Annotated in this window: 13 protein-coding genes; 8 read left to right on the top strand and 5 right to left on the bottom strand. The window is 68.1% G+C overall.

From position 1 onward, the window contains the following. Positions 1-73: 73 nt before the first annotated feature. Together M0G41_RS06470 and M0G41_RS06465 are read right to left on the bottom strand one after the other, a co-directional pair. A complete protein-coding gene (locus M0G41_RS06470) occupies positions 74-2,665 on the bottom strand; it encodes a TonB-dependent receptor domain-containing protein (RefSeq protein WP_248206679.1) in 2,592 nt (863 codons plus the stop codon). Between the two features lie 72 nt (positions 2,666-2,737). Continuing rightward, on the bottom strand, positions 2,738-3,463 hold the full coding sequence (locus M0G41_RS06465; RefSeq protein ID WP_248206676.1) for a DsbC family protein: 726 nt from the start codon (positions 3,461-3,463) through the stop codon (positions 2,738-2,740). 335 nt (positions 3,464-3,798) lie between these two features. Between M0G41_RS06465 and gyrA the strand changes: the two genes are divergently transcribed. Beyond that, positions 3,799-6,441, top strand: coding sequence for a DNA gyrase subunit A (gene gyrA / locus M0G41_RS06460; protein WP_248206674.1), 2,643 nt, complete (start codon positions 3,799-3,801; stop codon positions 6,439-6,441). An 84-nt stretch (positions 6,442-6,525) separates the two neighbouring features. Here the strand turns inward: gyrA and M0G41_RS06455 are convergent, their stop codons facing one another. Beyond that, entirely contained in the window at positions 6,526-9,261 is a 2,736-nt protein-coding gene (locus tag M0G41_RS06455) for an alpha-1,6-glucosidase domain-containing protein (RefSeq protein WP_248206670.1), read from the bottom strand. Between the two features lie 133 nt (positions 9,262-9,394). On the opposite strand from M0G41_RS06455, the gene M0G41_RS06450 reads away from it, so the two are divergent. The 6 genes from M0G41_RS06450 to M0G41_RS06425 all read left to right on the top strand — a co-directional run bounded on the left by M0G41_RS06450 (position 9,395) and on the right by M0G41_RS06425 (position 19,172). Continuing rightward, entirely contained in the window at positions 9,395-10,912 is a 1,518-nt protein-coding gene (locus tag M0G41_RS06450; protein ID WP_248206667.1) for a tryptophan halogenase family protein, read from the top strand. A 276-nt stretch (positions 10,913-11,188) separates the two neighbouring features. After that, positions 11,189-11,896 carry a DUF6445 family protein gene (locus M0G41_RS06445; RefSeq protein ID WP_248206665.1) on the top strand — a complete coding sequence of 236 codons (708 nt, stop codon included), beginning with the start codon at positions 11,189-11,191 and terminating at the stop codon, positions 11,894-11,896. Between the two features lie 238 nt (positions 11,897-12,134). Further along, positions 12,135-14,864 carry a TonB-dependent receptor gene (locus M0G41_RS06440; protein ID WP_248206662.1) on the top strand — a complete coding sequence of 910 codons (2,730 nt, stop codon included), beginning with the start codon at positions 12,135-12,137 and terminating at the stop codon, positions 14,862-14,864. A 73-nt stretch (positions 14,865-14,937) separates the two neighbouring features. Further along, on the top strand, positions 14,938-16,014 hold the full coding sequence (locus M0G41_RS06435; protein ID WP_248206659.1) for a sulfite exporter TauE/SafE family protein: 1,077 nt from the start codon (positions 14,938-14,940) through the stop codon (positions 16,012-16,014). A 55-nt stretch (positions 16,015-16,069) separates the two neighbouring features. After that, positions 16,070-17,452: an MFS transporter gene (locus tag M0G41_RS06430; RefSeq protein ID WP_248206657.1), complete on the top strand. Its 1,383-nt coding sequence runs from the start codon at positions 16,070-16,072 to the stop codon at positions 17,450-17,452. Between the two features lie 13 nt (positions 17,453-17,465). Next, positions 17,466-19,172 carry an alpha-amylase family glycosyl hydrolase gene (locus tag M0G41_RS06425; protein WP_248206655.1) on the top strand — a complete coding sequence of 569 codons (1,707 nt, stop codon included), beginning with the start codon at positions 17,466-17,468 and terminating at the stop codon, positions 19,170-19,172. 39 nt (positions 19,173-19,211) lie between these two features. Here the strand turns inward: M0G41_RS06425 and M0G41_RS06420 are convergent, their stop codons facing one another. Together M0G41_RS06420 and M0G41_RS06415 are read right to left on the bottom strand one after the other, a co-directional pair. Further along, positions 19,212-20,945, bottom strand: a complete 1,734-nt coding sequence (locus tag M0G41_RS06420) for an ATP-binding protein (RefSeq protein WP_248206653.1) — start codon at positions 20,943-20,945, stop codon at positions 19,212-19,214. After that, positions 20,942-21,496: a YfiR family protein gene (locus M0G41_RS06415; RefSeq protein ID WP_248206650.1), complete on the bottom strand. Its 555-nt coding sequence runs from the start codon at positions 21,494-21,496 to the stop codon at positions 20,942-20,944. Before M0G41_RS06415 ends, M0G41_RS06420 begins: the two co-directional genes overlap by 4 nt. 194 nt (positions 21,497-21,690) lie before the next feature. Between M0G41_RS06415 and M0G41_RS06410 the strand changes: the two genes are divergently transcribed. Then, positions 21,691-23,949: a TonB-dependent receptor plug domain-containing protein gene (locus M0G41_RS06410; RefSeq protein ID WP_248206647.1), complete on the top strand. Its 2,259-nt coding sequence runs from the start codon at positions 21,691-21,693 to the stop codon at positions 23,947-23,949. Positions 23,950-23,958 lie beyond the last annotated feature (9 nt).

Genomic DNA, 23,958 nt, shown 5'->3' with positions numbered 1-23,958 from the left:
GGTGGTCAGGACCCCGGCAGGTTCGACCGTAATTGTGGCGATTTGCGGGCAGCGCGCCGACGCCGGCGGGCAGTCAGAAGCTCTGCTCCCAGCGCAGGTAGGCCGTGCGCAGGTAGCCGTCGGCGTGCAGCGGGTCGTAGCTGCCAGCGAGCGGATCGATCGGTGGTTTGCGGTCGGCGAGGTTCAGCACCCCGAGCCGCAGCGTGGACCGCGCAGCCAGTTGCCAGCGCCACTGCAGGTCGTGCTGGGTGAAGCTTGCCAGCGTGCTCGGCAGATCGGGGTCGCCGAAGCCGCCTCTCAGCTCCTGGCCGTTGAAGGACAGGGTGCGGTCGAAAAAGCGCGTGTGCCAGGTCAGCGCATGGGCGCCACGCTCCCAGCTGGCGGACAGACTGGCGCGCTGGCGCGGGTAGGTGTCGGCATGGTCAGCGCGCCTCGCGTCCACGAGCCTCTCGCGGAGCAGGCGGACCCATTCGCCGCGCAGGCTCAGCGCGCCGAATGCCCATTCCCCCGTCAGCCATTCGCCCTGCAGGGAGGCAGTGCGGCGGTCGACGCCGCCCTGGTTGACGACGGCGCGCTGCATACTGTTGTTGGTCAACAGGTCTCCGACGTGGTCCACGCGCCAGCCCGCGAGTCCAAGCCCGGGCGATGGCAGCACAGTTCCCGGAGAAACAAAGGTGACACCGTCGGGACACGGGCCGGCGCCGGCCAGACATGCGGCGAACTCGGTTGTATCGATCAGCTGGTGTCGATCTCGTAACCGCCAGTCTTGCAGGCTGAGCGCAAGCTGCAGGCGCTCGTTCGGCTGCCAACCCAACTCCGCACTCCCGTAGAAGTGGCGCTCCGGACGCAACGAAGGGTTGCGAACGATGAAGTTCTCGACGATCGGGTTGAAGTCTCCGAGAGGTGGCAGGAAGGGAAACGCGTTGATCGAGGTGACCTCGGAAACCGGTCGCTGCGCGTCGACCGAGATTCTTGCGGCTCGGTAGCCGCGTTCGGCGCGTATCGAAGCGCGCCACGTGTCCGATACGCTCCAAGCGAGGTCCAAGTCGATGTTCGGGCGCCAGGCGCTACCCCCGGCCTTCTCCCATCGAACTGCGGTGCTGCTGTCCAACCTGTTCCCCAAGGAAGCTAGCGCGCTTGCCTGCAGGAAGCGGGTCATCCGATCCCCCTCGGCAAGATTTGCCAAGCGTGCGGAGGCGGATGCCTCTACCGATCTCGGGTCCGCCCTGTCGAGGTAGTCCTCGCGCAACAGACCGATGGATGCGTGAGGCGTGATCGAATACCCGCCCACCGACCACGGCGCCTGACGTTCCACCGTGACTTCGAGAGACTGAACGCGGCTGTGGCCATGGCGCTCGTAGCGGGTCCTGATCCGCTCGATCAGCTCAGCCGGCTGGTTGAGCGGCGTGTACAGATCGTACTCACCCGAGGCCACCGCGGCCTGCGCCGCATCGAGGTCGATCCGGTTGGGTGAATACTGGGTCAGGTCGCTGCCACCGGCCGCGAGGCTCGCCCGCAGATTCCACGTCTGCAGCGGCTGGCTCCATTCCGCCGTTGTCTGGTAGCTGTCCTGATCGGCCAGCAGATGCCGCGGGCCCAGGCCGAGCATGCGGTGACGAACGAAGAAGGGCGTGCTGGGGTCGTAGCCCAGCGCGGGGAAACGCACGGCGGGGTGGTTGGGTGAGCCCGACGGGATGAAGAACTGCACGATGTGGCCGGGCGTGCGGACGTCCGCTGCTTCGCGGGCTCGCGCGCGGCTATGGTTGGCGAGGGCCTGCAGATGGAACCCGGCGCCGGCGCCGTCCGACCAGCCCAGGCTGGCCGCCAGCTGGCGCCGTTCGAGGGCCGGTTCGAGGGTGGATACGCTGCGAAAATCGTAGAAGCAGCGCGGGCCCTGACGCAGGAACGGCGCAGCACAGGCGGTGGGACCGGGCAAGGCCGATCCGAACTCGGGATGGCTGATGAAGCTGCTGGGCAGAAATCCGAAGGGACTGCCCGAAACCGGAACCGCGCGCAGCAGATTGTTGGAGAAGGTCGACAGCCCGCCAGTGGACAGGGTGGATCGGTCCGGATAGCCCAGCGAATCAAGCGACTGCACATAGGCACCCACGCTTGCCCGCCAGTCTCCGCGCTGGCCGCCAAGGCGCGCGCTGGCCTCGCGCTGCAGGTCGCCGCCGCGCTCCGGCGCGTGCAGGCCGATCCCGGCGCTGGCGCCGTCCGCCCGGCGCGAATGCAGGCTGACCACGCCGGCCGCCGCACGGCCGCCGAAGCGGCTGGCGGCCGAGCGCGGCAGGATCTCGATGCGCTCGATCGCGGCCAGCGGCAGCCATTCGATATTTGCGCCGCGGCCGGTCACCGCGGAGTCGGGCAGGGGCTGGCCGTCGAGCAGGACCAGGGTGCGCTCAGGCCCGGCGCCGAGCAGGTCGATGCCGGCGTGGCCGAGGTCGATCTCGGTCCGCGCCGAACGCAGCGAGCCCTGCAGGTTCAGCGGCAGCTGGCGCAGGAAGTCGGCCAGCGAGCGGGCGCCGCTGGCGGCGATCTGCTCGCGGTCATAGCGCAGCCAGCCGTCGGCGGCATCGGACGCGGGCGTTGCCAGCGTCGGCGGCGCCAGGGCGAACGTGCCAAGGCCGAGCAGCAGGGCAGTACGAAAGACGTTCCTCAGCATGGCGTTTCCCCGATGGTCGAGGGCAGCTTAGCAAAGGATCCTCGGGTCGTCGTGGCGGCCTTTCCGGTCGGCTCAGCGCCCGGCGGTCAGCCGCTGCTTGAGCTGGGTCGGGTCGAGATAGCCGCCCAGCACGCGGCCGTCCTCGGCGACGATGGTCGGCGTGGTGCCAAAGCCCAGTCGCTTCGCGAGCTCGACACCCTGCGGGTAGGCAGAGTCGCAGTCCGGCGCCTCGAAGGCGGTGCCATGGGTGGCCGCGGTGAACGCGCCCAGTCGGTCGCTGGCGCAGTAGACGCGTCGCGACAGGGTCTCGGCCGGCGAGCCGGGGCCGGCGAGCGGAATCATCACGTAGTCGACCGCGATGCCGGCGGCGAGATAGCCCTCGATATCGGCATGGAAGCGCCGGCAGTAGCCGCAGTCGACCGCGGTGAACACGGTGACCCGGTGCTCGGCCGGGGACTTCGGCGCGTAGCGGATGCGGGCGTCGAGGGGCAGGGCGTCGATGGCGGCGGCGCGCAGCGCGCTGCGGCGGATCTCGGTCAGGTCGACGCCGTCTGCCGTGCGCAGCAGGGAGCCGTGCAGAAGGTGCCGGCCGTCGAGGCTGACGTAGTAGACCTGGCCGCCGGCGCTGACCTCGGCCAGGCCGGCCAGTGGCGCGGGCGCAATGCGCTCGATCTGAAGCTGCGGGGCGAGGCGCGTCAGGGCGGACCGGATCGGCGCCTCATCGAGTTCGGGTTCGGCGCCCAGCGCAAGGCCGGGCAGGGACAGGCACAGGATCAGGCAGGCGACGGCGTGGCGCATGGTGGTTCTCCCCCGGTGATGGTGCGCATCGGACACCGCCCACGAGCCGCCGGTTCGCCCCATCGCGCAGAGCGGCGACGGGCGGTAGTACGCGCAGTGCGAACGGGCAAGCCCGGGCCTTCCATGCCGGGGAGGGCCCCAGCCCCGGTGCCCCGACCGCGCGGTCCGTGCCGCATGCCCTGCCAAGGCAAGCCCTGGCCTCGATGCCGGCACGCTAACCCGCTGGCCATGTTACACTTTTGCGCTTTCCGGCCCCCTGTTTCGACAGCTGCCGGGCGCGGCCTCGCGGCCCGCTCGCCGAGGCCGGTTTACCGTCTGCTCGTCAAAGGATCTCGATGTCCGATCTCGCCAAGGAAATCATCCCGGTCAACCTCGAAGACGAGATGCGCAAGAGCTACCTTGATTACGCCATGAGCGTGATCGTCGGCCGCGCGCTCCCCGACGTGCGGGATGGCCTGAAGCCGGTGCACCGCCGCGTGCTGTTCGCCATGAACGAGCTGGGCGCCCACAGCAACAAGCCCTACTACAAGTCGGCGCGCATCGTCGGTGACGTGATCGGTAAGTACCATCCGCACGGCGACCAGTCGGTCTACGACACCCTGGTGCGCATGGCGCAGCCGTTCTCGCTGCGCTACCTGCTGGTGGACGGGCAGGGCAACTTCGGCTCGGTCGACGGCGACAGCGCGGCGGCCATGCGTTACACCGAAGCGCGCATGTCGCGCCTCACCCACGAGCTGCTGGCCGACATCGACAAGGAAACCGTCGATTTCCAGCCCAACTATGACGAGAAGGAACTCGAGCCGACGGTGCTGCCGTCGCGCGCGCCCAATCTGCTGATCAACGGCTCGGCCGGCATCGCGGTGGGCATGGCGACCAATATCCCGCCGCACAACCTCAATGAGGTGGTCGACGCCACGATCGCCCTGATCGACGACCCGTCGATCGGCATCGAGGGCCTGATGCAGCACATCCCCGGGCCGGACTTCCCGACCGCGGGCATCATCAATGGCAGCGCCGGCATCCACGCCGCCTACCACGGTGGCCGCGGCCGCGTGCTGATGCGCGCCAAGGCGGATATCGAGACCAACGAGGACACCGGCCGCGAGGCCATCATCGTCACCGAGCTGCCCTACCAGGTGAACAAGGCGCGGCTGATCGAGAAGATCGCCGAGCTGGTCAAGGAAAAGAAGCTCGAGGGCATCTCCGAGCTGCGCGACGAGTCCGACAAGGACGGCATGCGCATCTACATCGAGGTCAAGCGCGGCGAAGCGGCCGATGTGGTGCTGAACAACCTGTACCAGCAGACCGCGATGCAGTCGGTGTTCGGCATCAACATGGTCGCCCTGGTCGATGGCCGGCCCAAGCTGCTGAACCTCAAGGAAGTGCTCGAGGCCTTCGTCCGCCACCGCCGCGAGGTGGTTACCCGGCGGACCATCTTCGAGCTGCGCAAGGCCCGCGCCCGCGCCCACATCCTCGAAGGCCTGACCGTCGCGCTGGCCAACATCGACGAGATGATCGAGCTGATCAAGACCTCGGAAAACCCGCAGGTCGCCAGGGAGCGCATGCTGGCGCGCACCTGGGAGCCCGGCCTGGTCGGCGCCCTGCTGTCGGCCGCCGGGGCCGAGGCCTCGCGGCCGGAAGACCTGCCCCCCGGCGTGGGCCTGCTGGCCTCCGGCTACCAGCTGACCGAGACCCAGGCGCAGCAGATCCTCGAGATGCGCCTGCACCGCCTGACCGGCCTCGAGCAGGAAAAGCTCACCGACGAGTACAAGCAGCTGCTGGAGACCATCCGCGGGCTGATCGAGATCCTCGAGAATCCGGACGTGCTGCTGGACGTCATCCGCACCGAACTGCGCAACCTCAAGGAAGAGTTCGGCGACGCCCGCCGCACCGAGATCCGCGAGTCGCAGGAGGACCTCGACATCCTCGACCTGATCGCGCCGGAGGACATGGTGGTCACCCTGTCCCACCAGGGCTATGCCAAGCGCCAGCCGGTCAGCACCTACCGCTCGCAGCGCCGCGGCGGCAAGGGTCGCTCGGCGGCCTCGACCAAGGAAGAGGATTTCATCGAGCGGCTGTGGATTGCCAACACGCATGACGTGCTGCTGAGCTTCACCAGCAACGGCAAGGTGTTCTGGCCCAAGGTCTACCAGCTGCCCGAGGCCGGCCCGAACTCGCGCGGCCGTCCGATCATCAATTTCGTCGCGCTGGAAGCCGGCGAGAAGATCCAGGCCGTGCTGCCCGTGCGGGACTTCCCCGAGGATATGTTCGTGTTCTTCGCCACCGCCAAGGGCACGGTGAAGAAGACCCCGCTGAAGGAGTTCGAGTACCAGCTGGCGCGCGGCAAGATCGCCATCAACCTCGACGAGGGCGACTCGCTGGTCGATGTGGCCATCACCGACGGCAACCAGGACATCCTGCTGTTCGCCTCGAACGGCAAGACCGTGCGTTTCGACGAGTCGACCGTGCGCTCGATGGGGCGCACAGCCACCGGCGTTCGCGGCATGCGTCTGGCCGAGGGCGAGAAGGTGGTCTCTATGATCGTGGCCGAAGGCGATGGCGACATCCTTACCGCCTGCGAGAACGGCTTCGGCAAGCGCACGCCGCTGGAGGAATACCCGAAGAAGGGCCGCGGCACGCAGGGCGTGATCGGCATCCAGACCACTGAGCGCAACGGCGCCCTGGTCGGCGCGGTGCAGCTCGACGAGAGCCACGAGATCATGCTGATCAGCAATCAGGGCACCCTCGTGCGCACCCGCGCCAATGAGATCACCCGGGTCGGCCGCAATACCCAGGGCGTGACCCTGATCCGCCTGCCGGACGACGAGTCGCTGGTCGGCGTGGTGGCGGTGGAGACGCTGGAGGAAGAGGACGAGGACGGCCTCGAAGGCGGTGCCAACGGCGAGGGCGGCGAAGGCGCTCTTCCGCCGCCGGCCAGTGCCGAAGGCGAGCCGGCCCCGTTGCCCGGCGAGGGCTGACCTCCAGCCCCTGTAGGAGCCAGCTTGCTGGCGATGGGCGTGTGAAAGGACCTGCTCGCCAGCAAGCTGGCTCCTACAACCGCGCTAGCGCGCTGCGACGAACACCACCGCCGTACGAGCCGGCACTGACAGCCGGCCGGTGCTGCCGTCGAGGCCAGACTGTTCGGCGGCGCGCCGGTCGGCCGCGTCCGGCGACGCATGGACCGGATGCAGCTGCCAGGCCTTGCCGGCCAGCGCCGGCAGGGTCAGCGTTTCCGCCTGCAAGCGGACGTTGACGGCGTAGGTCACGGCGGCGAAGCCGGCATCGGCCAGCCCCTCGCCATCCAGCAGTCCGACCAGCACGGTCGGCACCTGCTGCGGGCCGGTGTTCAGCAGCCGGAGGCGCTGGATGATTTCGTCGGCGCTGCGCAGCCGGAACAGCGGCGAGCTGGCTCGGATCCGCAGCAGGTCGAGAAAGGCGCGTCGAGTCCAATCGATCTGTTCAGGGCCGGGCTTGATCCCGGGCGCGGCGAGCCGCGACCGCATCTGGCTCCAGCTGGCCTGGTTGTCCCATGCAGGGGGCAGGCCGGCGGGAAAGAAGTTGTCCTGGTAGGACCAGTCGAGGCGGTTGAACCAGTCGCCGGAGTCGTAGCTGTTGCGGTCCAGCGACTTGCTGCGCAGCACGTCGATGCCGGCGTGGTAGTAGGCGATGCCCTGGCTGAAGGCATTGATCGCCGCGGCCAGGATCTGCACCCGGGCGCGCTCCTCGGGCGACGTGTCCAGCGGCAGCTTCAGCACATTGATGTCGAACAGGGTCTGGTTGTCGTGGTTCTCGACGTAGTTGACCACTTCGGTGGGCTGGCTGACGTAGCCGGCGGGCTGGCTGCCGGCGTAGGGGATCGACTCAAGGCGCCTGCGTGAACCGTCGGCGGTGACCATCTCGTAGGTGCGCAATGAGCCGGCGAGGCCTACGCGGACCATGTCCGCCGTGCGCAGCAGATCGTTGCGGCTGAAGCGGTTCTGCGCCGAAGCGTTCGGCGCGTAGAACTGGCCATTGACGTAGCCCTGCTCGCGCACGCTGGCCTCGCCGCTGTCGCAGCAGCCACCGCCGCGCACGGCATCGCGGGCGCGATCGCTGAAGGTGGCGATGCCGCTGCCGTTCAGCGACAGCTGGGAGGCCTGCACGAAGCGCGAGCCATCCGCCACCTCGCCGAAGTTCCAGCCCTCGCCGAGCAGGTCGATGCGCCGCCCGGCGGCCTCGTTGACGGCGGCCCGCAGGCGCTCCATCGCGGCGCGCGGCTGGTGGCCCATGAGGTCGAAGCGGAAGCTGTCGATGCGGTAGTCGCGCGCCCAGATCACCGCCGAGTCGATCATCAGCCTGGCCATCATCGCGTGCTCGGTCGCGGTGTTGGCGCAGCAGGTCGAGGTCTCGACGCCACCCTGTCGGTTCAGACGCTGGTAGTAGCCCGGCACGACGCGGTCGAGCACCGAGTTGCGGTCCTGGCCGCTGGCGCTGGTGTGGTTGTAGACCACGTCCATGCCGACGCGCAGACCGGCCGCGTGCAGGGCCATCACCATCTGCCGGAACTCGCGGATGCGCACGCGGCCGTCCCCGGCATCGCTGGCATAGCTGCCTTCGGGTGCGTTGAAGTGCAGAGGGTCGTAGCCCCAGTTGAAGCAGTCCTCGCCGCGAACGCGGTCGATGGTCGACTGCTGGGTCGCGCTGTCGGCCGCGCCGGAGACCTGCGGTTCGACGCAGCCGGACTCGGGCACGGTGGCGAAGTCGAACACCGGCAGCAGGTGGACGTCGGTGAGACCGGCCCCGGCCAGGGCGCGCAGATGGCGCATGCCGCGCGAATCGGGGTGGGCGAAGCCCAGGTATTTGCCACGGTCGGCCGCTGGCACGCGGTCATCCAGCAAGGAGAAATCGCGCACGTGCAGCTCATAGATCACCGCGTCCACCGGCGAGTCGAGCGGGGCAGGGCGCGGCGCGCCCGACCAGCCCTCCGGTTGGGTCGCCGGATCATCGAGATCGATGACCTGACTGCGCCGCGACTGGGTAGAGAGGCCGAGCGAGTAGGGGTCGGTGACCCGGTTGCGCACCAGGCCGTGGCCGGGGACGAAGACGTCGACGAGGTAGGTGTAGTAGCGGTGGCGCAGGTCCTCCGGATGCTTGCGCGTCCAGACCCCGGAGCGCGGGTCGGGCTGCATCGGCAGGACGCGCTCCGCGGCGGCACTGGCGCCGGGATAGTCGCAGAGCTGCACCTGGCGCGCGGTGGGCGCCCACAGGGCGAAGCGGGTCGAGCCCGGCGCCGGCTGGCTGCCGAGCGGCGCCTGCTCGGCCGCGCCGGCGAACAGGTCGTCCAGCGCGGCGGCGTGCTGCACGCTGGCCGCGCGCAGGACGCGTCCGTCGGCGGTCTCCTCGACCAGCACCAGCTGCCCCTGGTGCCAGCCGGCGATCTTGCCGGCCATTTCGGGGGGCAGGGTCAGGGTGACGCCAGGTCCGAACCAGCGGAAGCGGGCCTCCAGCTCGGCCGGCAAGGCCGCCTGCTCGATCTGCAGCGGGGTGGAACCGTCGGCGCCGCTGACCGGCGAGCCGGCACGGGCCACGATCCCCCCTCTGGCGGAAACGTGCAGGCTGAAGCGTCCCCCGGTCGAGCCCTCGGGCCAGCGCAGGCGGCTCCGGTCGAGCCAGATCGCGGTGGCCGCAGGGCTGGCCTCGGCGGCTGGCGTGAGCACGCGCGCAAAGCTCTCGGCGTTGCAGTCGGCCACCGCATCGGCGCGGGCGGCGGGCACGGCGGTCATGGCGAGCACGGCGCTCAGCAGCAGGGGTTGGGGCATGGGTTCCTCCCTTCGTTCCACCGATCCTAGGTCAGTCCGGCGCGGCGGGCGGCTGCATACGTATGCGGGGGACAGCAGCGCGGACAGCCGCCGCTTGCCGTTAGGATGCGCCGTCAGACGAGGAGGGCAGGGCATGGACAACCAGGCGATCAGGAAGCTGGTCATCGTCGGCGGCGGCACCGCGGGCTGGATGACCGCGGCCGCGCTGGCCAAGCTGTTCGACGGCCGCCTGGAAATCGAACTGGTCGAGTCCGAGCAGATCGGCATCGTCGGCGTCGGCGAGGCGACCATCCCGCAGATCCGCCTGTACAACGCCACCCTCGGCATCGACGAGAACGAGTTCGTCCGCGAGACCCAGGGCAGCTTCAAGCTGGGCATCGAGTTTGCCGACTGGACGCGCAAGGGCCACGCCTACCTGCACGCCTTCGGCAACGTCGGCGGGCGCGACCTCGGTCTCGTGCCCTTCTACCACTACTGGTACAAGCTGCATCAGGCCGGCGAGGCGGGGGATCTTGGCGACTACACCTTCAACACCGTTGCGGCCCGCCGCAATCGCTTCATGCGCGGCGCCAAGGTGCAGAACTCGCCGCTGTCCAACGTCTTCCACGCGTTCCACTTCGACGCCTCGCTCTATGCGGGATTCCTGCGCCGCTTTGCCGAGGCACGCGGCGTACGCCGCACCGAGGGCAAGGTGGTCGATGTCGAACTGGATGGCGAGTCCGGCTTCATCCGGGCGGTGCGCCTGGAGGGAGGTGCGCGCATCGAGGGCGAGCTCTTCGTGGACTGCTCCGGATTCCGCGGTCTGCTGATCGAGGAGGCGCTGAAGACCGGCTACCACGACTGGCGCCACTGGCTGCCCTGCGACCGCGCGCTGGCCGTGCCCTGCGAGTCGGTGACGCCGATCACCCCGTACACCCGGTCGACCGCGCGCGAGGCCGGCTGGCAGTGGCGCATCCCCCTGCAGCACCGCACCGGCAATGGCCTGGTCTATTGCAGCGACTTCATCAGCGACGACGAGGCCGCCGCGACCCTGCTCGGAAACCTCGACGGCCGGCCGCTGGCCGAGCCGCGCCCGCTGCGTTTCGTGACCGGGATGCGGCGCAAGTTCTGGCAGCGCAACTGCGTGGCGATCGGTCTGGCTTCGGGCTTCATGGAGCCGCTGGAATCGACCAGCATCCACTTCATCCAGTCGAGCATCTCCAAGCTCATCGCCTTCTTCCCCGACCGCAGCTTCAACCAGGCCGACATCGACAGCTTCAATCGCCAGGTCCAGTTCGAGTTCGAGCGCTCCCGCGATTTCCTGATCCTGCATTACTGGGCCACCGAGCGCGAGGAGCCCTTCTGGCAGCACTGCCGGGAGATCGACCTGCCGGATTCGCTGCGCGAGAAGATCGAACTGTTCCGCAGCGCCGGCCGGGTGTTCCGCGAGCACGAGGAGCTGTTCACCGAGTCAAGCTGGGTCCAGGTGTTCTTCGGCCAGAACGTGCTGCCCCGGCGCTACCACCCGATGGTCGACCTGATCCCCAAGGACGAGATCCGGCGCATGGTGGAGGGGGTGAAGGGCGTACTCGAGCGCTCGGCCGAGGTCATGCCCCAGCACGACGACTTCATTCGCCAGCACTGCGCCGCCGCCACCCGCGAAGCGGCGTGAGACGGTTGGGGCGAGGGGCAGGGCTGGGCGCGAAGTTCGCATTCGCCCCGGTCCCGCTGTAGGAGCCAGCTTGCTGGCGATAGGCGCCACGGATGGGACGATCGCCAGCAAGCTGGCTCCTACATTCGGGTGTTGTGGAAGGTCTTCTTTGCGCCCAATGCGGTCTCTCACCCACCCGGTCGTTCTGCGACCACGACGGTTCGTCGCGCTTGCCAGCGCTCGGGCCCGCATCGGTAACATGTCGCCGCTCCCGTGCAGCCTGCGAGATCAGGGTCGATGTTGAATCCGAGGGCCAGCGTGTCGGTGGTCGAGGCGGCGCCCGACATCCGTGTCTGGGTGGTCGACGACGCACTCAGCGAGCCAGAGCGCTGGGTCGAGCGCGCGAGCCAGCATCGTGAAGCCTTCGCCAGTTCGGACAAGGATGCCTATCCCGGTGTCCAGCTGGCCTTGCCCGACGCCGTTTCGCAACGCCTCGATGAGTTGTTCGGCCGCACCTGCCGCAGCGAACTGGGGGCCCGACGCACGCTTGGCGTGTTCAGCCGTCTCGCCCTGGTCACCCGCCAGCCCGAGCAGCTTGAGCCACGGCAGTGGATCTGTCATCGCGACCGTTTCTCTTTGCCGCCGGAACAGTGCGCGGCGGCCTCGGTGCTGTACCTGTTCCGCGACCCGCGTCTGGGGGGCACGAACTTCTTCCGCCCGCGACGGCCGGCGATGGAGGTCGCCAGGCTGGTGCACGACTCCGGGCAGCTGTCCCCAGCGGACTTCTCTGCCCGCTACGGCATCACGGCGGGTTACATGCGCGACAGCTCGGACTGGTTCGAGCACGCGCTTAACGTGCCGCCGCGCTGGAACCGTCTGATCTTCTACGACGGCGGCCTGTTCCACTGCAGCGACATCCCCGCGCCCGAGCTGCTGGATGCCGATCCCGCGCGCGGCCGGCTGACGCTCAACGGGTTCTTCACCTGTCGCCGCCGGGCGGGATGACCACGCGCCGGCCGGCTCCGGGCAGGGCCGGAAAGCCAGTCCGGACGGGGCCTGCGGCGGTGCCTGGAACCTGTACTGGCTATGAATACGTATGCATCCAAGCCGCAGGCATGGCGGTGCCGGATATCCTCTCCCGAACGCGTTTCCGAGCTTGTCGAAACGTGCCTTGACCCCGCCACATCGACCGCGATGCAAGGAGGGGCGGTCAACACTCTTGTGATCTTGGAGGGAGGGGGAGATGCACAATCTCAAGCGGAATCTGCTGAGCGTCGCGCTGGCTTCGGCCACGCTGATGCTGGCACAGGGCGTCCACGCGCAGCAGGCCGAGGACGATGAGGCACAGGGACGCAAGGACCTGCGCACCCAGGACGAGGAGAAGGCCGTCGAGCTGGATTCCTACGTCGTCACCGGCATCGCGCGCAGCATCCAGAAATCGATCGCGATCAAGCAGGTCTCGAACTCCATCGTCGAGGCGGTTTCTGCCGAAGACATCGGCAAGCTGCCGGACACCTCGATCGCCGAATCGATCGCCCGGCTGCCTGGCCTCTCGGCCCAGCGCGTCGCCGGTCGCGCCTCGACCATCAACATCCGCGGCCTCGCCGGTGACTTCTCGACCACCCTGCTGAACGGCCGTGAGCAGGTCAGCGCCGGCGACAACCGCGGCGTCGAGTTTGACCAGTATCCCTCCGAGCTGCTCTCGGGCGTGGTCGTCTACAAGACCCCGGACGCCAAGCTGCCGGCCCAGGGCATCTCCGGCACCGTCGATCTGCAGACTGTGCGGCCGCTGTCGTACTCGGGTCCGCGGCTGTCGTTCAACGGGCGCCTGGAAGAGAACTCGCTCGGCAACCTCAACGATGGCTATGACGACATGGGCTACCGTGTCAGCGCGGCCTTTATCGACAAGTTCGCCGACGACACCATCGGCCTTGCGATCGGCTACGCCCGTCTCGATTCGCCGGGCCAGTTCAAGGAGTGGGAGGCCTGGGGCTTTCCGACCTTTCAGGATAGCGCCGGCAATGACGTGCTGGTGCTCGGCGGCAACAAGCTCAAGGCCGGCTCGGTGGACAACGTCCGCGACGGCCTGATGGGCGTGCTCGAGTTCGCTCCGAACGACATCTACACCGGCGCCATCGACGTCTACTACTCGAAGTTCGAGCGCGCCGAGACCACCCGCTGGATGGAGTTCGGCCTCGGCTGGTCCGGCGCCTCGCTGGCCAACCCCGTAGTCGAGGATGGCTTCCTGGTCTCGGGCAACTGGACCGGCATCCGACCGGTGGTGCGCACCGACCTGTCCGATTTCGATGACAAGCTGTTCGCCATCGGCTTCAAGAACGAGTTCTGGTTCAACGAGGACTTCCGCGCCGTGGCGGACTTCAGCCTTTCCAAGGCCGACCGCAACCAGGAGATCCTCGAGGTTTACGCCGGTGCCGCCACCACCGACACCGCGGCCTTCTCGCTCGACCGCGCCAACGGTCCCGCGCGCTTCCAGTTCGGTCTCGACTATGCCGATCCCTCGATCATCGGCCTGACCGACCCGGGCGGCTGGGGCCAGGACGGTTACGTCAAGTATCCGAACGTCGACGACGAGCTGCGTTCGGCGCGTCTGGCGGTGGAGCGGAGCTTCCTCGAAGGCGTATTCAGCAGCTTCGAGGCGGGTGTGAACTACTCCAATCGCGAGAAGAGCCGCGAGTCGAACGAGTTCTTCCTTGACCTCGCCGGCGCGGGGTTCCAGCTGATTCCCAGCGAGCTGCTGCAGTCGCCGACCGGACTGCCCTTCAGCAATACCGGTGTGATCGCGTACAACACGCGCGGCGTGGTGGATCGCTTCTACAACTTCCGGCCCAACAACTGCCGTGACTGTGCGGCGAAGAACTGGTCCGTCGAAGAGGACATCGTCCAGCTCTTCGGCCAGCTGAACATCGACACCGAGGTCGCCGGCATGTACCTGCGCGGCAATCTGGGCCTGCAGTACATCGACGTCGAGCAGGAGTCGCGCGGTCTCTCGGTGCGTGGCGGCGATGGTGGCACGGCGACGCCTGTGGTCGACGGCGACGATTATTCCGACGTCCTGCCCAGCCTCAACCTCGCCCTGCAGCTGACCGATGCGCAGACGCTGCGCTTCGGTGCGGCCCGGCAGGTCGCCCGGCCGCGCATGGACCACATGCGCTTCTTCGCCGATTTCGGCATCGATGCCAGCCGGGCGCAGCCGTTCTGGTCGGGTTCGGGCGGCAACCCGCGCCTGCGCCCCTGGGAGTCGGACAGCTTCGACCTGTCCTGGGAGCTGTACTTCGGTGACGGCCAGGGCTATGTCAGCGCCGCGGTCTTCCACAAGGACCTGAACACCTTCATCTACGAAGAAGTCAACACCAACTTCGACTTCAGCGTCTTCGACCTCAGCCCGTTCGCCAACAGTCCGAACCTGCCGGGTACCACCATCGGTGAGTTCCGACAGCAGGCCAATGGCGAGGGCGGCTCGATCAACGGCTGGGAGCTGGCCACCTCGCTGCCGCTCGGCACGGTGTGGGACGCCCTGGATGGCTTCGGCGTCCTCGCGAGCTACTCCGACACCCGCAGCAGCATCAGCCCCAACGGTCCGAACGGCGCGGTCACCCAGACCCTTCCGGGCCTGTCGCGCTATGTCAGCAACCTCACCGCCTACTACGAGCGCGGCGGGTTCTCGACCCGCATCAGCCAGCGCTCGCGCTCCTCGTTCCGCGGTGAGATCCAGGGCTTCGGCGCCGACCGCGAGACGCAGTTCATCCGCGGCGAGGACGTGGTCGACTTCCAGATGAGCTACGCCTTCGGCGAGGAATCGAGCCTCAACGGCGCAACCATCCTGCTCCAGGTCAACAACCTCACCAACGAGGAGTACCGCGAGTTCTTCCGCGACCCGAACGTGCAGGACCGGCCGCGCAAGTTCGTCGAGTACGGCCGAACCGTGCTGCTGGGCGTGACCTACAAGTTCTGATATCGGTAAGCGGTACCCATCTTGCCCCGCCGGTGCTCTCCCCGGCGGGGTTCTTTTTTTGTAGTGTCCGCCGATGCCGACCGACCGCCACGCCCCGCTCCGCCGCCTTTTGCCCTGGCTGCTCTGGCTGTTGCTGTTCTATGCCGTGTGGGGTGTGCTGGTGGACCGGGCCGGTGGCCTCGCCTTGCTTGCCGAGCACTGGGGGATTGCCCTGGCGATGGGGCTTGGCTCCTACGTCGCCGGTTCGACGCCGATGGGTGGCGGCACGGTGGGCTTTCCGATCCTGGTCCTGCTCTTCGACCAGCCGGCCGAACTGGGCCGTGATTTCAGCTTCGCGGTGCAGAGCATCGGCATGGTCAGCGCCTCGATCCTCATCCTCTGCCGTCGACAGCCGCTGGAGTGGGCGATGCTCGGGCCGGCGATGCTGGGCTCGCTGATCGGCACGCCGCTGGGCATCCTCTTCGTCGCCCCGCTGGTGCCGGCGCTGTGGATCAAGCTGCTGTTCGCGGTGATCTGGGCCAGCTTCGGCGTGCTGCACCTGCTGCGTACCCGTGAGTTCTGCAGCGTCCACGGCCCGAGTGCGCCGATGCCGCGCTTCGATGCCGCGGTCGGCTTCGGCGTCGGTCTTGGCGCCGGCCTGTGCGTGGCCTCGGTGACCGGGGTCGGCATCGACATGATCCTCTACGCCGCACTGATCCTGCTGCGTCGCGCCGACCTCAGGATCGCCATACCGACCTCGGTGCTGATCATGGCCTTCACCTCTGTGGTCGGGATCCTCTTCAAGTCACAGGTCACCGGCGTCCAGCCCGGGGTCTACGAGAACTGGCTGGCCGCGGCGCCCATCGTTGCGGTCGGCGCGCCGCTCGGCGTGTTCATCGTCAATCGGATCGGACGCCAGCCGACCCTGTACTTCGTCGCCGTGCTCTGCGTGGCGCAGTTCGCCTGGACGCTATGGCGTGAGTGGGCGCTCATCGGCGTGCCCGGCCTGCTCGCGGCGATTGCGAGCGTGCTGGTGTTCAACCTGGCCTTTGAGTGGATGCACCGTTGGGGCGAGGGCCACGCCGGCAACCGGCGGACGGAAGCGGCATTGAATACGTATTCAATGCCTGCCGCGGGCGCGGCGCACTCAAGCGGGCCAAACGCGGGTTAATCTCGGCCTTTCGCGGGGCGGGCCCGCGGGCGGGAACCGTTCTGGGAGGGACGCGATGGCCGGAAAGCAGCACCTGTCGTTCTGGCAGATCTGGAACATGTCGTTCGGCTTTCTCGGCATCCAGTTCGGCTTCGCCCTGCAGGGCGGCTTCATGTCGCGGATCTTCCAGACCCTCGGCGCCGAGAAGGACGCACTTCCCCTGCTGTGGATCGCCGCGCCGCTGACCGGTCTGCTGGTGCAGCCGGTGATCGGCTATCTGTCCGATCGCACCTGGCATCCGATCCTGGGTCGGCGTCGCCCGTTCTTCCTGATCGGCGCCATTCTCAGCTCGATCGCCCTGCTGTTCATGCCCCACTCGCCGACCCTGTGGGTGGCGGCCGGCATGCTCTGGGTACTGGACGCGTCGATCAATATCAGCATGGAGCCGTTCCGCGCCCTGGTCGCCGACAAGCTTCCCGACGAGCAGCGCTCCTACGGCTTCGTCGTGCAGACCCTGATCATCGGCATCGGCACCTGGGTGGCCAGCAATCTGCCGTGGATGGTCAACCAGCTCGGCGTGTCGAATGTGGCTGCGCCGGGCGTGGTGCCGGACTCGGTGAAGATCGCCTTCGCCATCGGCGCCGCGGTGTTCCTGCTCAGCATCCTGGTGACCGTGGTCACCACCCCGGAATCCCCGCCCGAGGACATGGCCCGTTTCGAGGAAGAGCGCCGCGACGGCTCGCTGGTCCGCGACATCCTCCACCTGGTGCGCCACATGCCGCGGCAGATGTTCAATATCGGCGTGGTGCAGTTCTTCAGCTGGCTGGCCTTCTTCAGCATGTGGAGCATGGCGACGCCGGCCCTGACCGATCACGTGTTCGGCGCTCCTGCCCCCGACCCGGCCGCCTTCGACATGGCGGTGGCGGCCCAGGCCGAGGCGTTCACTGGCGCCAACCAGGCCTTCCAGAACGCCGCCGACCTGGTGGGTTCGTACATGGGTTACTACGGCCTGTCCTCCATGGCGGTGGCCTTGCTGCTGAGCTTCTACGCCGCCCGCCGGGTGGTGAACCGGCGCCTTGTCCACTTTGTTTCACTGACGCTGGGCGGGCTGGGCTTTCTGTCCATGTACTTCGTGCCGGCGCCGGTCTACCTGATCGGCTCGTTCGCCCTGGTCGGTGTGGCCTGGGCGAGCATCCTCTCGATGCCCTACGCCCTGCTGGCCAGTGCCGTCGACCCTCGGCGCATGGGCGTCTACATGGGCATCTTCAACATGTTCATCGTGATCCCGCAGATCGTCGCCGCCACCTTGCTGGGGCCGACGCTGCGGGGCCTGTTCGACACCCAGCCGATCGCCGCGCTGATGATCAGCGGCGCCAGCCTGCTGGTCGGCGCCGCCTGCCTGTCGCGGGTGGACGAGCCGCGTACCGTCCGCGCCCCGGCAATGGCCGCTGCGCACTGATCCGGGGGAGACCATGAAGAAGATCCTGAGCCTGGCCCTGCTGGGGCTTCTTGCCGGCTGCCAGGATGCTCAGCCCCCGGCCGGCAGCGTCGCGGAGAAGCCGGCTCGCTACTACGGCACGCTCGAGCCGTTTGCCGCGGAGGCGCTGTACTTCGTGCTCACCGACCGCTTCGTCAATGGCGATCCCGGCAATGACCAGCGCGAGCAGGGCGGGGCCCATCCCACCTTCGACATCCCGCTCGAGCCCTGCGACGGTGTGGCCGGCAACATCGGTTACCTCGGCGGCGATTTCCGCGGCCTGCTTGATCAGGCCGACTACATCCGCGAGATGGGCTTCACCTCGCTGTGGATCACGCCCATCGTCGACAATCCGGACCAGGCCTTTACCGGCGGCGACGAGATCAGCTGCACCTCGTTTCTTTCCGACCGCGGAAAGAGCGGCTACCACGGCTACTGGGCGATCAACTTCCATCGCGTCGATGAACACCTTCCAAGCCCGGGGCTGGGCTTTGCCGAACTGACCGCCGGGCTTCGCGACAAGGGGCTGAAGACCGTACTCGATATCGTCGGCAACCACGGCTCGCCGGCCTGGAGCATGCCCGAGGCGCAGCCGCAGTTCGGCCAGCTCTTCGCCGCCGACGGCAGCCTGCTCGCCGACCACCAGAACCTGCCGCCCGAGCAGCTGGATCCGCAGAACAATCCGCTGCACGCCTTCTACAACACCAAGGCCGAACTGGCCCAGCTGTCCGACCTCAATCCGGACAACCCGGACGTGGTCGAATACCTGGTCTCGGCCTATCTCGACTGGCTCGACCAGGGTGCGCATGCGCTGCGCATCGACACCATCCGGCACCAGCCGCTGGCGTTCTGGAAGCTCGTCGCGGAGCGGCTGAGGGAACGGCGGCCGGGCCTGTTCCTGTTCGGTGAGGCCTTTGACTACGAGGCGAAGAACATCGCCCCGTTCACCTGGCCCGAGAACGGCTCGATCAGCATGCTCGATTTCCCGCTGAAGGAGGCGATGGACAAGGTCTTCAGCCGCACCGACAGCGACTTCGCCGAGCTGCTGCCGGCCCTGCATCTGGAAACCGGGCCCTATCAGAACCCCTATGACCTGGTGATCTTCTATGACAACCACGACATGCCGCGGATGCAGGCCAGCGATGAGGGATTCATCGATGCCCACAACTGGCTGTTCACCGCCCGCGGGATTCCGGTCGTCTACTACGGCTCGGAGATGGGCTTCATGCGTGGCCGGGGCGAGCACGCCGGCAATCGCGCCTACTTCGGCGTCGAGGGCATCGAGGCGGCCCGCGGGCATGTCATCCGCGAGCGGCTGTCGCGCGTCGCCCGGCTGCGCGAGAAGACGCCCGCCCTGCAGCGCGGCCTGCAGCTGAACCTCTCGTTTGCCGGGCACACGGCGTCCTTCCTGCGCGTGCTGCAGACCGGAGAGATCACCCAGACCGCCCTGGTGCTGCTGAACAAGGGCGAGGCGCCGGCCCGCGTGGGGCTGCCCCCGGGGCTGCCCACGGGTCGCTGGCGCGCTGCACTGGGCGGCGCGGACCTTGCCGAGGGACAGGCCGAGGTCGAGGTGCCGGGGCACGACATCGCGGTCTTCGTGCTGGATGGCCCGCTGACCGGCCCCGACTGGACGCCCCGGCTTGACCGCCTGATGCAGCGCACCCTGGTGCGTCCGCCGGACGCCAAGCCGACGGTGCACTGAGCCGCAGGGGCGCAACAAGCCTCCGCGCCGGCCCGGATGTCAGCCCTGGGGCGCCCCCCCTTGAGACAGGTTCATGTCGGGGGGCGGCGCTTCGGGCCGGCCCGGCGTAACCCTCGGCATACGCAGCACGAACCGGGTGCCCACGCCCGGCTCACTGTCGCAGCTGATCTGTCCGCGCAGCTGCTTGGTGACCTGGTTGTAGACGATGTGCAGGCCGAGGCCGCTGCCGCCGCTGCCGCGGCGCGTGGTAAAGAAGGGCTCGAAGATGTGCTGGCGCACCTCCTCGGTCATGCCCCGGCCGTTGTCCTCGAAGTGCATCACGAACTGTCCGTCTTCCAGACGCCCCCGGACCTGGATCCGCGGTGCGTCGCTGGTTCCATCGAAGGCGTGCTGGCGGGAGTTGATCGCGAGATTGGTCACGATCTGGGCGAGCACGCCGGGATAGGAGTCGAGCAGGATCCCCGGTGGGCAGTCGAGTTCGACGGCGATGCGTTGCCTCCTCAGCTCCGGACCGACCGAGCGCAGTACCTCGGCGAGGTAGTTGGCGGCCTCGAACTGCCTTCTCTCCTCGCTGCCCTGATCGACCGCCACCTGCTTGAAGCTGCGAACCAGATCCGCCGCGCGACGCAGGTTGCCATTGATGATCTCGGCCGCCTGGTGGCTTTCCTCGAGGAAGGCTTCCAGCTCGCTGCGGCGGATCCCCTCGCGGTAGGCGCGCTGCATGCGGAGCACGGATTCCTCGAGGTGGGAGGCAACCGTCACGCAGACCCCGATCGGGGTATTGATCTCATGGGCGACGCCCGCGACGAGCCCACCGAGCGCAGCCAGCTTCTCCGATTCCACCAGCTGCGTCTGGGTCTGGCGAAGGGAGGCCAGGGCCTCCTGCAGGTCGAGGTTGGAGGCCTGCAGGTCCTGCGTACGGTGGCGGACCTTCTGCTCCAGCTGTTCATTGAGGTCGCGGATCTCGGTCTCCACCATGGCGCGCGCGGCATCGTGCGCCTGGACCTCGGCGAGCATGGCGTTCACGGCGTGGGTGAGCCGGCCCAGTTCATCATTCGCGAGGACACGGGCGCGCAGCGTGTAGTCCTTGCTGACCCGCACTGCGTCGGTGGTATGCAACAGCTCGGTGACCGGCCGGGTCACCATGCCCTGGAGGGGGCGGGACAGCATCCAGGCCAGGCTGATGACCGCCAGCACCAGCAGCCCGGAAAGCCAGAGCAGTCGCCAGCGGAGCACCGCCAATTCGCCCAGCGACACCCGCAGATAGAGAAATCCGATCGGTGATCCGCCCTGCATCACCGGCTGCAGGAGGTGCAGCGTGTCACCCTCGCGCAGGGTGCGATCTTCCGCGAAGTCGGGCAGCGCACGCGGTTGTCCGCCGCGCGTGTAGGTGGCGAGGCTGTCTCCCGGTTCCTCGCTCCCGGACGATGAGAGGAATCTGAGCTGGGCCTCCTCGATGCTCGGGTCGGCTTCGAGATTGCCCAGTACCAGGCTGGCCGCGCCGCGGTCCATGAAGCTCAGTGCCGCCTCGCTGTTCGCCGCCACCACCTCGGCCTGGGTCTTGGCGCGATTAACCAGCAGTTCCGCCAGTGCCTGGTGCTGGAAGGCGGCCATCGCCCCCGCGGCCACCATCAGGCAGAGCAGGCAGATGCCGGTGGAGATCACCGCCAGCTTGGTGTGGAAGGGCAGCCTGCCAAGCTGCGCGGACCATCCGGCGTCGGCATCGGCCGGCGTGCCGACGCGCTTCTTCTCCACGGAGGGGCTCGCGTTCAAGAGGGGTCTCCCGGCCGCTCGGCGCGGAAGCTCAGCAGCTGCATCAGCTGCGAGCTCAGACTGAAGCGGGCCCGCGCGAGGCGCTGGCGATCGGCGTGGAAGCCCAGACGGGTTCCGCCGTCCTCGGTCCGGGTCGCAACCAGGGCCAGGTCGCCAATGCCGTCCAGCCGCGCCATCGATTCGACCACGACCAGCTGGCCGGGAAGCCGCGCGGCGGGCAGGTCGCCCTCGATATAGGCGATATGGCAGCCCTCGAGCGCTGCGCCGCCGGCCAGCAGTTGGACCCGCATCGGACGTTCGCCGATCTTCCAGCGGCGCGCGCCCAGCTCAAGCTGGCGAAAGACTTCGGACTCGCCCGCTGCGACGACGCAGACGGAAATCGGCGCGCCCGGATCGGCCAGTTCGCCCTCGGGCCAGTGGACGAAGAACGACAGCCGGTAGAGGAATGCGGCGCGGATCGCCGCCTCACGCTCGGAGGCGGAGAGGGCCGGCTGGGCGGCGGACGCGAGCAGGGCCAGCGACACCAGCAACAGCTGCAGCGGTAACCGCATCGCACCTCCCCGCGGCGGGTGTCCCAGGACTCCCGGACGTCATCGGCCGGCGCTTCGGCGGATCGTGCCACAACGCCGAAACACTCCCGCATCGGCATCACAACGCGCTAGAGTGAGTGCGGACGATGGTAGCACCAGATCCGGGATTGAAGACGCGCATGCCAAGGCTGCAAATCCCCAGTAGGCGCTGCCCGATGCACCATGGCGCGATCCTGTGCGTGCTGCTGGCGCTGGGCCTTGTCCACGCCAATGCCGCCGTCTCCCAGGACTACATGGGGATGAGCCTGGAAGAGCTGATGGCCACGGATGTCTCGGTGGCCTCGCGGGTCAGCCTGCGTGCCGACCGCCAGCCTGCCGCGGTTACCACCATCAGCGCGGCGCAGATCCGCCACAGCGGGGCGCGGACGCTCAACGAATTGCTGATGATCCACGTGCCCGGCTTCTTCCTGGTCGAGGACCAGGACGACACCATTGCCGGCGTGCGTGGCCTTGCGCCGGACAACAACTCGAAGCTGCTGCTCCTGCTCGACGGGGTGTCCCTGAATGCGGACTGGTTCTGGGGGCCGCCCGATGCCGTGCTCAATGGACTCGACCTGGCCTTCATCGAGCGCCTCGAGGTCATCCGCGGCCCCGGCTCGGTGACCCTGGGGCAGGGCGCCCTGCTTGGCGTGGTGAACATCGTGACCCGTGGCAGCCGCAGCCACGCCACCCTGGTGGCGGGCGAGGATGGAAGGACCGGTGCCGCGCTGCGCCATCGCTGGCGCTGGAACGACTGGCTCGCCTCGCTCTATCTCAGCGACGGGCGTTTCGAAGGTGAGCCGTATCGCAACGAGGGGTTGGGCCTGCAGGTTGAGCAGGGGCTCAGTGTGTTCGAACGCAACCACCATCTGCGACGTGGCGACTACGGTCATCTGATGTTCGATCTGGACGACGGGCGCTGGTCGCTGCGTGCGTTTCGCTTCCAGCAGCGCCGGGATCTCTACAACTGGCGCCGGGACCGCGAACGGGTCGAGCAGCGTCTGGACGGGCTGGTGCTGGGCTATCGCCACGGCTTCGCGCGCGGAGAGGCGCAGGTGGAGCTGTTTCACCAGATCGACGACTACGAATTGAGTTCGCACGGCGGTACCCGAGCGGGCGCCGCGCGCAGCCTGATCCCCGGCATGGTGCTCGGCGGACATCGGGAGAGCCGCAGCGCACTGCGCGCGCAGTTCCGCAGTGACAGCCTGCTGGACGGCCACCGCATCGCCCTCGGTGCCGAGTGGACCCGCCTGCATGCCGGCCAGCGCAATGCGCGCGGCAACAATTTCCTGGTCAACACGCAGCAGGCCGTGCTCGACGAAGGGCCGGCCCGGCTCAACCGGTTCAATCGCTGGAGCCTGCCCGGCCGGACCCGGGTCATGAGCCTGTTCGCCGAGGACTTCATCGATCTCGGTTCGGGCTGGGAGCTGTTCCTGGCCGCGCGCTGGGACGACCATCCCGACTGGGGCTCCGAAGTCAGTCCGCGGCTCGGCCTGCTCTTCCAGAACACGCCCGAGTGGCGTTGGCGGCTGTCCTGGCAGACCGGTTTCCGCGGCGCGGTCGGGGTCAACTACAGCGGCGGCTTCGAGGGCGACGGCCTGCTGCGCGAGGCCAATTTCGGGCAGGTCGAGTCCAACCCCTTCTTCGCTGCCAACGGCAACCGCAACCTGCGCCCGGTCAGCCCGGAGAAAAGTTCCAGCCTCGAGCTGGCGGCCGGCTGGCATCCCTCGGTGAACTGGCAGGTCGAGGCGACCCTGTTCTACAACGTCACCCGCAACGTGATCGGCGTCGGCGCGTACTTCATCGCCGACGATGTCGCACGCGCCGAAGCCGTCGCGGCTGCCACGCGGATCGGCTCCGACGTGATCGGTGACTGGGGTGGGGTGTTCTACTTCCAGAACAACCCGGGCTCGCTGCACCACGCGGGTCTTGAGCTGGAGGCCGAGTACAGGCTGGATGAGCTGGGGCTGACGCTCCGGGCCAGCCACTCGCGGGTCGAGGTGACTTCTTCGTCGGCCGGCCAGTTCGGTCCGGGCAACATCTACGTAGCGGGCCGCCAGTCATCGCCGCTGGCGCGGTCCTTCCCCGAGCGGGTCAACCGGCTGCAGGCCGAGTGGCGGCCCGGCGGCCGCGAGGGCGCGCTGAGCCTGCATGCCAGTCTGCTCGACTGGCCGCACTGGTACCCGCCGGTGCAGGAGAACGCGGATGGCAGCAGCTTCACGCCCGAGCTCGATGGCAACACGGTGCTCAACCTCGGGCTGGGCTACCGCTTCGTCCGCCTGCCGGGCTGGTCGATCGCCCTGCAGCTGAAGAATGTGGGCAACGCGCTTGCCCTGTATCCCGCGACCAGCGTGGCCGGGGAGGGCGAGGGCAATCTCGGCGTCCCCGCCTTGGAGCGCCGCAGCGGCTGGGTTACGCTGCGGGTCGATTTCTAGGAGCCGCCT

Source organism: Pseudomarimonas salicorniae, assembly GCF_023156535.1.
GTDB lineage: Bacteria > Pseudomonadota > Gammaproteobacteria > Xanthomonadales > Xanthomonadaceae > Pseudomarimonas > Pseudomarimonas salicorniae.
This window is presented reverse-complemented; position numbering and strand designations above follow the sequence as displayed.